Annotated in this window: 7 protein-coding genes; 4 read left to right on the top strand and 3 right to left on the bottom strand. The window is 65.2% G+C overall.

Going from position 1 to position 12,161, the window contains the following annotated elements:
- Positions 1 to 53: 53 nt before the first annotated feature.
- From J2Y54_RS07865 to J2Y54_RS07855, 3 genes are all read left to right on the top strand, one after another.
- Positions 54 to 1,868 (top strand): methyl-accepting chemotaxis protein, encoded by a 1,815-nt coding sequence (locus J2Y54_RS07865; protein WP_310038354.1) that lies wholly within the window; start codon positions 54 to 56, stop codon positions 1,866 to 1,868.
- Positions 1,869 to 1,953: 85 nt separating this feature from the next.
- Positions 1,954 to 2,997 (top strand): DUF2332 family protein, encoded by a 1,044-nt coding sequence (locus tag J2Y54_RS07860; protein ID WP_310038352.1) that lies wholly within the window; start codon positions 1,954 to 1,956, stop codon positions 2,995 to 2,997.
- A gap of 134 nt (positions 2,998 to 3,131) precedes the next feature.
- A complete protein-coding gene (locus tag J2Y54_RS07855; protein ID WP_310038351.1) occupies positions 3,132 to 4,547 on the top strand; it encodes a sugar porter family MFS transporter in 1,416 nt (471 codons plus the stop codon).
- A 53-nt stretch (positions 4,548 to 4,600) separates the two neighbouring features.
- Here the strand turns inward: J2Y54_RS07855 and J2Y54_RS07850 are convergent, their stop codons facing one another.
- A complete protein-coding gene (locus J2Y54_RS07850; protein ID WP_310038348.1) occupies positions 4,601 to 6,106 on the bottom strand; it encodes a tryptophan 7-halogenase in 1,506 nt (501 codons plus the stop codon).
- A gap of 254 nt (positions 6,107 to 6,360) precedes the next feature.
- On the opposite strand from J2Y54_RS07850, the gene J2Y54_RS07845 reads away from it, so the two are divergent.
- Positions 6,361 to 9,624, top strand: a complete 3,264-nt coding sequence (locus J2Y54_RS07845; RefSeq protein ID WP_310038346.1) for a TonB-dependent receptor — start codon at positions 6,361 to 6,363, stop codon at positions 9,622 to 9,624.
- A gap of 160 nt (positions 9,625 to 9,784) precedes the next feature.
- Here the strand turns inward: J2Y54_RS07845 and J2Y54_RS07840 are convergent, their stop codons facing one another.
- On the bottom strand, positions 9,785 to 10,930 hold the full coding sequence (locus J2Y54_RS07840) for an endo-1,4-beta-xylanase (protein WP_310038344.1): 1,146 nt from the start codon (positions 10,928 to 10,930) through the stop codon (positions 9,785 to 9,787).
- 16 nt (positions 10,931 to 10,946) lie between these two features.
- Entirely contained in the window at positions 10,947 to 12,158 is a 1,212-nt protein-coding gene (gene manD / locus J2Y54_RS07835) for a D-mannonate dehydratase ManD (RefSeq protein ID WP_310038343.1), read from the bottom strand.
- Between the last annotated feature and the right edge of the window lie 3 nt (positions 12,159 to 12,161).

Raw genomic sequence — 12,161 nt, 5'->3', positions numbered from 1 at the left:
GCGGGTTCCGGCCGAACCGACATGGCTCACGGAGTTCAGACATCGTTATGAACATGCTCAAATCCCTGAAGATCCCGCGCAAACTGGGTCTCTCATTCCTGGTCATCTGCGCGTCGGCGGCGGTGATGATGGCGGTGTTCTTTTCGAACATCGCGATGATCCGTTCGGTCACCGATGCCAACAACGCGGCCCAGGGGCGCTATGCCAAGGCTTTGGCGCTCGAAACCGCGCTGTTGCGCCAGAACAGCCAGATGCGCGGCTATCTCGTCACGGGCGACAAGACCTATCTCAAATCCTATGAGGAAGGCCGGGTCGATTATGACAAGGCGTCGGCGGAGCTTGAGGCGGAGCTGACCGATCCCAAGCTGCGCGAGGCGGTGCAGACGTCGCGCAAGGAAACGCTGGCGTGGCGCAAGGATTGGGGCGACCGGTTGATCAAGCGCGTCGATGGCGGTGACCTTGCCGGCGCCCAGGCCGAAGTGCAGGCAGCGGGCAAGGCGGTGCTGGTCAGCGCGGCGGTGTTGCCGCTGCGCGACGTGCGCGACGCCGAACAGGCGCTGATCGAGGAAGGGTCGGCCAAGCAGGAAAGCGCGATCGCCACCGCGACGACGGTCCTGATCGTCGGCGGCGTGGCGCTGATCGCGCTCGCCATCGGTCTTGCCTGGCTGCTCAGCCGCGCGATTGCGACGCCGATCTCGGCGCTGACGGGCACGATGAGCACGCTGGCGTCGGGTCGCAACGACGTGGATGTCGAAGGGACCGACCGCTCCGACGAGCTGGGCGACATGGCCCGCGCGGTGCTGGTGTTCCGTGACGCGGCAATCGCCAAGCAGGCGACCGATGCGGCCGCAGCCCGCGCCGAGGCGGAGCAGAAGATGGTGGTCGAGGTCGTCTCGTCGCAGCTTTCCGAACTGGCGAGCGGCAATCTGACCGCCGAAATCACCGCCGATTTCCCCGCCGACTATGTCGCGGTCAAATCCAACTTCAACGCGGCGGTAACCAGCCTGCGCGGCCTGATCGCGTCGGTGATGGAGGCAACGGCCTCGATCCATGCCGGTTCGGGTCGGATCGCCGAAGCGTCCGAAGACCTCGCGCGGCGCACCGAGGCGAATGCCGCGAGCCTCGAACAGACTTCGGCGGCGATCGTGCAGATGGATCAGCGGCTCAAGACCACCGCGTCGGCAGCGGGCGAGACCGTCCAGCGTGCCAATGGCGCGATCGGTACCGTTGCCAATGGCCGCGCCGTCGCGGAAGAGGCCGTGTCGGCGATGGGCCGCGTGGCCGACAGCGCCAAGGGCATCGACAGCGTGATCGAGGGCCTCGACAAAATCGCCTTCCAGACCCGCGTCCTCGCCATGAACGCGGCGGTCGAGGCGGGCCGTGCCGGTGAAGCGGGCCGCGGCTTTGCGGTCGTTGCCGACCTCGTCTCGGCGCTCGCGATGCGGGCGGAGGAAGAGGCCGGCCGCGCACGCGACCAGCTGACCGCGACCCAGACCGACATCGTTGCAGCGGTCGAGATGGTGCAGAAGGTCGATACCGCGCTCGTCGAAATCTCGACCGACGTGAACGAGGTCCACTCGCTGCTCGACAAGATCGCGCAGGAAAACAACGCCCAGTCCTTCGCAATCACCGAGGTCAGCTCGGCGATCGGCACGATGGACCAGACCACGCGTCAGACGAGCGCGATGGTCGAGGAAAGCTCGGCCGCGGCACGCAGCCTGGCGGACGAGGTGACGCACCTCGCCGATCAGGCCGGCCAGTTCACGGTCGACGCCGCTGGCGGAGCGCAGGCACGCCCGAGCCCGGTCCATGCGCTGCAGCATCGCGTTGCGGCGACGATGGGGGCCGAGATGTGGGACGTGGCGTGACGGGTCGAGACCGCGCCGGCCGGTGCGGTCTCGCCTTTGGCCGGGCAGCACCGGCCGCCGCGGACGCGCGGGCAGGGGAGAGTTGATGAAGATGATGACGCGTACCGCCGGGGCGCAGGGGGAGTTGCGACGCCAGGCGCAGGTGGTGCGTGCACTCGGTTCGGAGTTCGTCGCGGCCATTCTCGAGGCCGGTGACCGCCAGTTGCAGCATGCGCCACAAACGGCGGCAGTGATCAATGGCTGGCCCGACGACCCGTCGTCCGCAGCCTTGGCGATGCGGTTCAACGCCGCGCTCCATGCGCTGGCGCGCCGCGGCAATGATACGCGGCTCAGCGCCTTGTACCAGCGCGAGCACGACGATTTCGATGGCGCGCTTGCCGGGGCGCTTGCGGCGCATGACGCGTTCATCGTCCGCTGGATGCGCGAGCCGACGCAGACCAACGAAGTCGCGCGTGCGGCCGGCTTTGCCGCCGCGCTGATGGGCTTGCGGGTCAGCACCGGAATGCCGGTCGAACTGGTCGAGGTCGGATCGAGTTGCGGGCTCAACCTCAATCTTGCGCGCTATCGCTATGAATTCGGCAGCATCATCGGCGGGGATCCCGCATCGCCGGTCCGCATTGCGCCGCAATGGCGCGGGACGCTGCCTGTCGCTGCCCCGATCGAGGTGGTGGCGGCCGAGGGCGTCGATCTCAACCCGCTCGACGCGACCAATCCTGCATCGCGCGAACGCCTCCTCGCCTTTGTCTGGGCGGACCAGCCGCGCCGGATCGAGCGGCTCAAGGCCGCGCTGCGGATCGCGCGCACGCACCCGCCGGCACTGACGCGTGGCGACGCGACGTTGTGGCTGCCCGAACGGCTGGCGCTGCCGCAGGACGATGGCGTGTGCCGGGTCGTGTTTCACTCGATGGTGATCCAGTATCTTGGCGCGCGCAACCGCGCGGCGGTGACCGAGGCGATTGCCGCTGCCGGAGCGCGCGCCACCGACCGGCGCCCGCTGGCGTGGCTGAGCTTTGAATGGACGCCCGGTCGCGAGCGCGTCGCGCTGGCGATGACCTGCTGGCCGAGCGGCGAGCACCGGGTTCTGGCCACGTGCCACCCCTATGGCGAATGGTTCGACTGGCACGGATAGCCGGCCGTTTCCTTCGCGCAGCATCGATCGCCGATATGATCCTGCACGCCATCTTGCGCCCGACCCGATTTAGCGTTTAGGTAGCGCTAACATAAGCGCGGATCGATCGCGCGTCAGGGGGAGGGAGAAGCGCGTTGACTCAGTCACCGGCGACGCAGGCCAATACCGGCCTCGTCTTTGCCATCGTTGCGGTCGCAACGATTGGTGGTTTGCTGTTCGGATATGACAGCGGTGCCGTGAACGGTACGCAGGACGGGTTGAAGGCGGCGTTCGCGCTCAACGATACCAGCCTCGGCTTCACGGTCGGATCGCTGCTGATCGGCTGTTTCATCGGCGCCTTCTTCGCCGGGACGCTGGCCGATTCTATGGGGCGTCGCAATGTCATGCGGCTCGCGGCGGTGCTGTTCCTCGGTGGCGCGCTGGTGCAGGGCTTCGCGCACGATCAGACGCTGTTCGTGATCGCCCGCATCATTGGCGGCATGGCGGTGGGCGCTGCGTCGGTGCTGTCGCCCGCCTATATTTCCGAGGTTGCACCAGCGAATATCCGCGGCCGCATGACGACGGTGCAGCAAGTGATGATCATCACCGGCCTGACCGCCGCATTCGTCGTCAACTATTATCTGGCGCAGGCGGCGGGGTCGTCGCTCAACCTGTTCTGGGGCGATATCGAGGCGTGGCGCTGGATGTATCTGATGCAGGCGCTGCCTGCCGCAGTGTTCCTGATCGCGCTGTTCTTCATTCCCGAAAGCCCGCGCTATCTGGTCGCCAAGGGGCGCGATGCCGAGGCGCTGACCGTGCTGACCAGCCTGTTCGGCACCGCCGCGGGGACGGCCAAGCTCGGCGAGATCAAGGCGAGCTTCTCCACCGATCATAATCCGCGCCTCAGCGACATCCTGTCCAGGGGCACCGGCGGTTTCCTGGGCATTCGCGGGATCGTGTGGGTCGGGATCATGCTGGCGGTGTTCCAGCAGCTCGTCGGGATCAACGTGATCTTCTACTATGGCGCGACGCTGTGGCAGCTGGCCGGCTTCACCGAAAACGATGCGCTGATGATCAACATCGTGTCGGGCGGCGTGTCGATCGCCGCCTGTTTCATCACCATCGCGGTGATCGACAGGATCGGGCGCAAGCCGTTGTTGCTGATCGGGTCGGCCGGCATGGCTGCGACCTTGCTGGTGATGGTCTATGCCTTCAGCCAGGGCTCGCTCGACGCCAGCGGCAAGCTGGTCCTCTCGACCGAGCTCGGCATGCTCGCGGTGGTCGCCGCCAACCTCTACGTCATTTTCTTCAACGTCAGCTGGGGCCCGGTGATGTGGGTGATGCTGGGCGAAATGTTCCCCAACCAGATCCGCGGATCGGCGCTGGCCGTGGCGGGCTTTTTCCAGTGGTTCGCCAACTATCTGATCGCCCAGACCTTCCCGGCGATGGCGACGTGGAGCCTGGCCGGTGCCTATACCTTCTATGCGGTCTGCGCGGTGATCAGCTTCTTCCTGGTCCAGCGCTTCGTCAAGGAGACCAAGGGCCGCGAACTCGAGGACATGGAGGGCTGAAGCCTCCAGGCCGACACCGGAAAGGGCGGGGGAAACCCCGCCCTTTTTTGCGTTCAGCTGGCCGCGCAATGCTGGCGGATATAGGCCGCATGATCGGGCATGTAATCGACCGACTTGTCGACCGCGCCGGCGATATGCGCCAGCCGCGCGCGGGTGTCCGCCTCGCGCATCAACTCGACCACCGGGTCGTGGCGGTGCCAGCGCATGCCCTGTCCGACCATGACCGCGAACCAGCTCGTGTCGTTGAACAGCTCGTCATGCTCGCGGAAGCAGCGGCCCGAGCTTTCGAACACGCGCATCTTCTCCGCCAGCCGCTCGGGAATCGCCATGGTGCGGCAATAGTCCCAGAACGGCGTGTCGCTGCGTTCGGTGGCGTGATAGTGCAGGATCAGGAAATCGCGGATCAGCTCGCTTTCCTCGATCATCAGCCGGTTGTAGCGGGCGCGCTCCGCCTCGGCGAAGCGCGAGTCGGGGAAATTGGACAGCAACCGGGCGATACCGGTCTGGATCATCCAGATGCTGGTCGATTCGAGCGGTTCCATGAACCCCGCGGACAGCCCGATCGCCACGCAATTGCCTTCCCAGAAGCGCGCGCGATGGCCCGTGGTGAAGCGGATGAAGCGCGGATCGGCGAGCGCCGCCCCATCGAGATTGCCAAGCAGCGTAGCCGCCGCTTCATCGTCGCTCAGATATTCGCTGCAATAGACCATGCCGTTGCCGGTGCGGTGCTGCAGCGGGATGCGCCATTGCCAGCCCGCACCATGCGCGGTCGATCGCGTGAACGGCGTCAGTCCGCCTGCCACCGATGCGCACGGCACCGCCACCGCGCGGTTGCACGGCAGATGGGCTGACCAGTCGATGTAAGGGACGCCCAGCGTCTTGCCGATCAGCAGCCCGCCAAAACCCGAGCAGTCGATGAACAACGCGCCCGCGACCTGTGCGCCCGACTCGAGCTGGACCGCCGCGATATGCCCGCTTTCCCCATCGCGCTGCACATCGACGATCCGCCCCTCGACCCGGCGCACGCCCATCGTCTCGGCCAGTTCGCGCAGGTAGAGCGCGTACAGCCCGGCATCGAAATGATAAGCATAGGCGATGCCCGATAGCGGGGAATTGCCTGCATCGAACGGGGGCATGAACTTGTTGGCACGCGCAGCGCGCGCCATCAGGGAAAAGGCGTCGAGATCGGCAAAGGCCGCCTCATGCGCCAGACGCTGCCAATAGGCGTGGAAGGACACCCCTTCCATGTCGATGCCATATTTGCCGAACGGGTGGAAATAGCGCCGGCCGATCCCGCCCCAGTTGACGAATTCGATCCCCAGCTTGAAGCTGCCCTTGGTCCGGCGGACAAAGTCGTTTTCGTCGATCCCGAGCAAGCGGTTGAACGTGCCGATCTGGGGAATCGTCGCCTCGCCGACACCGACCGTCCCGATCGCGTCGGACTCGATCAGGGTGATCGACGCATAGTCGGGCCCAAGTATGCGGGCGAGCGCCGCGGCGGTCATCCATCCGGCGGTGCCACCGCCCACGATCACGATTGAACGAACCCGTTCGGCCACGTTTCTGCCCTCTCCCTGCTGCTGCAGCATTGCTGCAACATTCGCGTCATTTTCTTTCTGGTAGCGCACAACATCTCTTGCCGAAAGCTGCGCGATGGCATAATGCGGATAAATGTTAGCGCTACCTTGTGGCGTGACAGCAGAAGGGGCCACAAGGCCCTCGAACGAGGAGGGGATGGATGTCGATTTGGCGGAAGCGTGCGCGCGCAGAAGGTCGCGCGTCTTGGGGGCTCGGTGTTTCGACGGCGGCGCTGATGACGGCGCTGCTGGTGCCGAACGCGGCGCTGGCACAGGATGCCACGGGCGAAGAGGCAACCGATCCGGACACCGTGGTGGTGACGGGCTTCCGTGAGTCGCTCCAGAGTGCGCAGCAGCGCAAGCGGACCTCCGACACGATCGTCGATTCGGTTACGGCAGAAGATATCGGCGCGCTTCCGGATCGTTCGGTCACCGAAACGCTGCAGCGTATCCCCGGCATTTCGATCAACCGCTTCGCAGCCGGCGTCGATCCCGACCATTTCTCGGTCGAAGGATCGGGCGTGGTGGTGCGCGGCCTCACCTATGTCCGCTCCGAATTCAACGGGCGTGAAGCATTCACCGCCAATAATGGCCGCGCGCTGAGCTTTGCCGACGTTCCGTCCGAACTGCTTGGCGGCGTCGACGTGTTCAAGAGCCCGTCGGCCGACCGGATCGAGGGCGGCATCGCCGGCGTCGTCAACCTGCGCACGCGCCTGCCGTTCGACAAGAAGGGCTTCGTGCTCGCCGGCTCGCTCGAACTCAACTATTCGGACTTCATCGAAAAGGCGTCGCCCACTGCGGCTTTGGTGGTCAGCAATACCTGGGACACCGGGATCGGCGAGATCGGCCTGCTCGGCAGCGTCTCCTACTCGCAGCTTTTTTCGCGCGCCGATCGCTTTCAGGTGTCGAGCTTCCGCGTCCGCCCGATCTATTCGGACGGCACCCGTACCGACGTCGTGCCGTTCGGCACTGCGACGCAGCAGGGCAGCGGCCTGTTCCCGCGCGGCGCGGTGCTGGGCAACCAGGAATTCGACCGCCGGCGCTATGGCTATGCTGCAGCCGCCCAGTGGCGCAGCAATGACCGCCGTGCCGAGGCGACGTTCCAGTTCCTGCGCTCCGACGCGCGCCAGGCATGGACCGAACACACGATCGAAATCGCGACCGACAACGTCGCGTCGAACGGCGATTCACGCGCAGTGGCGGGCACCTCGCTCGCGTTCGACTCCTCGGGCCTGTTCGAAAGCGGCGTGATCACCGGACCGACCGGCTGGCGCGCCGACCAGAATACGGCAGGCGATATCCGCACCCCGGCATTCGGCCTGCAGTCGAACAATATCCGGCGCGACCATGACGAGCGGGCGGTGACCGACGATTACTCGGTCAACTTCCGCTATCAGGTCACGGACAATTTCAGCCTCAGCGTCGACTATCAGCATGTCGATTCCTTCGTCGACATCGTCGACAACGGCCTGTGGATCTCGTCCTATCAGGACGCCGCGATCACGCTGAACGGCAGCGATTTTCCGACGGTGGAATTCCGCCGGCCGCAAAGCTGCACCAGCATCCCGTGCCCCGGTGCGCCGGGCGGGTCGGCGAACTATCCGTCCTATTACACCGGCACGCACCAGAGCTTCTCGGACCCGTATAACAGCTTCTACCGCTCCGCGATGGACCATGTCGAAGCGAGCACCGGCAATTCGGACTCGTTCCGCGTCGATGCCGAACTGTCCTTCCCCGAAGACGGGTTCTTCAAGTCGGTCCGTGTCGGCGGGCGCTATGCCGATCGTGATCAGACGGCGCGCTTCTCGACCTATAACTGGGGTCGGTTGAGCGAGCAGTGGGGCAATGGCGGGCCAGTGTGGCTGGACGACCCGGTCGACAATGTCACCGGCGGCAATGGCGGCGCGCCGCTCCAGGCCTATGCACCCTTCTGCTTCGACGGGTTCTTCCGCAACAGTGTCGGCAACCCGCTGGGTGGCGAGTGCCGGTTGTTCTCCAACGTCAACAGCGCGACCTATTATCCGGCCTATATCGACCTTGCGAACCGCATCAATCGCGAGTGGGAGCCGACGGTCGCGGGTGCGGGCGGGCGCCAGATCAATGGCGGCTGGCGTTCGCTGGCCGACCGTCCGAACGCGCTGCCCGGTTCGGTCTTCACCCCGGGCGAAGTCAATCCGCAGCGCGAGCAGAACAAGGCCGCGTATCTGATGCTGCGCTTTGGCAACGAATTCGGCAACGGCATGAAGCTCAGCGGCAATGCGGGGGTTCGTTACACCACGACCAACCGCAAGTCCGAAGGGTTCATCGAATTCCCGTTCGCAACCAACCTGCCGACCGCCGACACGTGCCGGGATTCGATCAACAATGCGATTGCGGGGTCGGGCGGGGGCGTCAACACGCTCTGTGCGCTGACGCCGACCCAGCTGACGCAGATCGGAAATTATCTCAACGGCGCGATCGTCGCGAACAATTTCGATCTCGATTATGACTATTGGCTGCCAAGCCTCAATCTGAAGCTGGAAGTCGGCGGCGGGCTGCAGTTCCGCGCGGCCTATTCGAAGGGGGTGTCGCCGCCTTCGCTGGGTCTGGTGCGCAACTATTTCCCCGTCGGGGTCACCGCAGTTCCGCGCGTTGACAGCAGCGGCAATCAGATTCCGGTGGTCGTCACGCCGACCGCCCCCGGAACCGGTGCATTCGGGTCAGACGGCAACATCGCGCCGGGCCAGGTGCTGGTCCAGGGTTCGTTCAATGCCGGCAACCCCGAACTGTTGCCGACCGAAGGCGACAATTTCGACGTGACCGCGGAATGGTATTTCTCGCGGGTCGGTCAGCTGACCGCGTCGCTGTTCTACAAGGAACTGCGTAACGTCCTGACCAACGACACGGTTCGCCGCACCTTCACCAACAATGGCGAGACGTTCGAAGCGGTCGTCACCACCCCGGTCAACTCGCCCGAGGTCGGCAAGATCAAGGGCTTCGAAATCGCCTATCAGCAGGTGTTCGACTTCCTGCCCGGGCCGCTCAAGGGCCTCGGCCTGCAGGCGAACTACACCTATGTGCACAGCGAGGGTGTCCCGCAGAGCACATTGTCCGAAACCGACCCGGATGTCGCGGCCGGCCGTCAGCCGACGATCAGCGGGGCGAACTTCCCGCTGCAGGGGCTGTCCGAACACACGTTCAACATCACCCCGTTCATCGATATCGGGCCGGTGTCGGCGCGCGCCTCGTATAGCTGGCGTTCGCAATATCTGCTGACGCTGCGCGACGTGATCACGCCGTTCGACCCGATCTTCCAGGAAGATTATGGTCAGCTCGACGCGTCGATCACGATTTCGATCAGCGATCAGCTGAAGCTGGGCATTCAGGGCGTGAACCTTACCAATTCGGTGACCAAGACCAGCGCGGCGGTGACCGATCAGAACGGCGATGTCCGGCTGGTTCCGCGCGGCTGGTACATGAACGACCGGCGCGTCACCGGCATGATCCGCTTCAACTTCTAAGGGACAATTTTCCAACCTCCCCCCGGCCGTCGCCCGTTTGCGGGCGGCGGCCTTTTTTCTGTCTCGCAGGGCAGGCCATCGGCGGCGGCGGTCGCGCACACAAAAACGGGCCGCGCAGCCATGTGCCGCGCAGCCCGTTGCATGCGTCAGGGGGAGGGGGTCAGCCGAGCGGCTTGGCCGCACCGAAGAGGCGCGCCAGTTCATGCCGCATCGGCTTGGCGCGGAAGCTGCTGTCATAGGGGCAGCAACGCTGCGGCAGGCCGTCCTTGCGCGGGGCGAAACCCTGCAGCCAGCTATATTTGTCGACCATGCCCCAGGCGAGCACGTCGCGCAGCTGCGGATAGGACAGCATCAGCTCCATATAGGCGCGCAGATAGGCGACGACGCCGGCATCGCGCTGCGCCGGATCGCCGGGAAGGGCGTTGTCCTTCACGTCGAGCTCGGTGATAACGAGCCGATACCCCATGCCCACCGCTTCATCGACAAAGTTGCGCCATTCGCGCTCCTGGCGCGGGCCAAGGCCGGTGGCGGGGTCGAGCGTGAACATCTCGATATGGCTCTGGATCCCGAGCGCATCGACCGGCACGTTGCGCTTGCGAAAGCCTTCGAGCAGCTTGAGCACACCGGCGCGGTGCTTTTCGTTGCCCGGTTCCCAGCTCATATAGTCGTTATAGACCAGTTCGGCGTTCGGCATCTCCGCGCGCGCCGTGTGGAAGGCAAGATCGAGCACCGGCTCGACGCCGCCCATCGCCTTGGACAGCGACGTTTCGACCAGCCCCGATGTTTCGGGATCGACCGCCTCGTTGACCACGTCCCAGCTCGAGATCGCGCTTTTGTAGCGGCGCATCACGGTCTGGATATGGTCGGTCAGGATCTTTTCCGCTGCCAACCCCGGCGACGATCCGAAATCATGGTCGTTGAGCCAGTTCGGGAACCATTTCGGCCGCGCCCACAACAGGGTGTGGCCGCGCACGTCGAGATTCTTGCTGCGCGCCCAGGCGACCATCGCATCGAACCGCTCGAAGCGATATTCGGTCGGCGACGGGCGCAACGCCTGCCACTTCATCTCGTTTTCGGCGACGATGACGCCGCACTCACGCTCGGCGATCGCGGCATAAGCGAGATTGTTGAACGACCCCGCATCCGCGCCGGGCGGGGCCCAGGCGACGGCGGTGCCGAAGCGGCGACCCGTGCTGCGGGCGGTCGCGTCGATCCCGGTCGATGGCGCACTGGCGCCCGCACCGGTCGCAGCGACCAACGGAAGCGCGGCAATGCCGGCGAGTGTCTGACGGCGGGTGGGATTCATCGGAACTCCTTACAGCTTACCAGTCATGCATCGTGCCATCCTCGCGCCGGTTCACCGGCAGATAGGCGCGCTTGTAGGGGAAGGTGGCAGCCAGGCTCTCGTCGAGCTCGACGCCAAGGCCGGGCGCGTCGCCGGGGTGCATCAGGCCGTCGGCAAAGCTGTAGCCATGCGGGAACACCGCGTCGGTCTCGGCGGTATGGCGCATATATTCCTGCACGCCGAAATTGGGCACCGACAGGCCGAAATGGAGCGCGGCGGCCATGCACACCGGCGACAGGTCGGTGGCGCCATGGCATCCGGTGCGGACATTGTGCAGGTCGGCGAACGCAGCAATCCGGCGCAGATGGGTGATGCCCCCGGCATGAACCACGGTCGCGCGGATATAGTCGATCAGCTGCTCCTCGATCAGACCCTTGCAGTCCCAGATCGAGTTGAAGACTTCGCCGACGGCCAGCGGCGTCGTCGTATGCTGTCGGATCAGGCGGAAGTTCGCCTGGTTCTCTGCCGGGGTCGAATCTTCGATCCAGAATGGGCGGTACGGCTCCAGATCCTTGCCCAGCCGCGCTGCCTCGATCGGGGTCAGCCGATGATGGACATCGTGCAGCAAATGCACGTCCCAGCCCAGCGCCTCGCGCGCGGCGGCGAACAGCGGCGGGACCGAGCGGAGATATTTCTCGCTCGACCAGATATTCTCGGTCGGCAGGTCGGCGTCGGCGGGTTCGTAGAAATAACGGTCCTTGCTCACGCCATAGGTCGAGGCGAGGCCGGGCACGCCGGACTGGAGCCGGATCGCCTTGTACCCCTGCTGCTGATAGTCGCGCGCGGCCGCGATCGTTTCCGCGATCGTCGCACCATTGGCATGGCCATAGACCATGCACCCTTCACGCATCGCGCCGCCCAGCAGCTGATAGAGCGGCAGCCCCGCGATCTTGCCCTTGATGTCCCACAGCGCGGTATCGACCGCCGCGATCGCGCTCATCGTCACCGGGCCGCGCCGCCAATAGGCGCCCTTGTAGAGATACTGCCAGATATCCTCGATCCGGTGCGCGTCGCGACCGATCAGGCACGGGATGACATGGTCGGTGAGATAGCTCGCCACCGCCAGCTCGCGCCCATTGAGTGTCGCGTCGCCCAGCCCCGTCGTGCCATCGTCACACGCGATCTTGAGCGTGACAAAATTGCGCCCCGGACAGGTGACGATGACGCGCGCGGAGGCGATTTTTGGCATTGC

Source organism: Sphingomonas sp. BE123, assembly GCF_031456015.1.
GTDB lineage: Bacteria > Pseudomonadota > Alphaproteobacteria > Sphingomonadales > Sphingomonadaceae > Sphingomonas.
This window is presented reverse-complemented; position numbering and strand designations above follow the sequence as displayed.

Excerpts from the sequence above, each read along its gene's own strand:
- J2Y54_RS07865 (WP_310038354.1), top strand. The coding sequence starts at position 54 with ATGCTCAAATCCCTGAAGATCCCGCGCAAACTGGGTCTCTCATTCCTG.
- J2Y54_RS07860 (WP_310038352.1), top strand. The coding sequence starts at position 1,954 with ATGAAGATGATGACGCGTACCGCCGGGGCGCAGGGGGAGTTGCGACGC.
- J2Y54_RS07845 (WP_310038346.1), top strand. The coding sequence starts at position 6,361 with ATGACGGCGCTGCTGGTGCCGAACGCGGCGCTGGCACAGGATGCCACG.
- J2Y54_RS07840 (WP_310038344.1), bottom strand. The coding sequence starts at position 10,930 with ATGAATCCCACCCGCCGTCAGACACTCGCCGGCATTGCCGCGCTTCCG.
- manD (WP_310038343.1), bottom strand. The coding sequence starts at position 12,158 with ATGCCAAAAATCGCCTCCGCGCGCGTCATCGTCACCTGTCCGGGGCGC.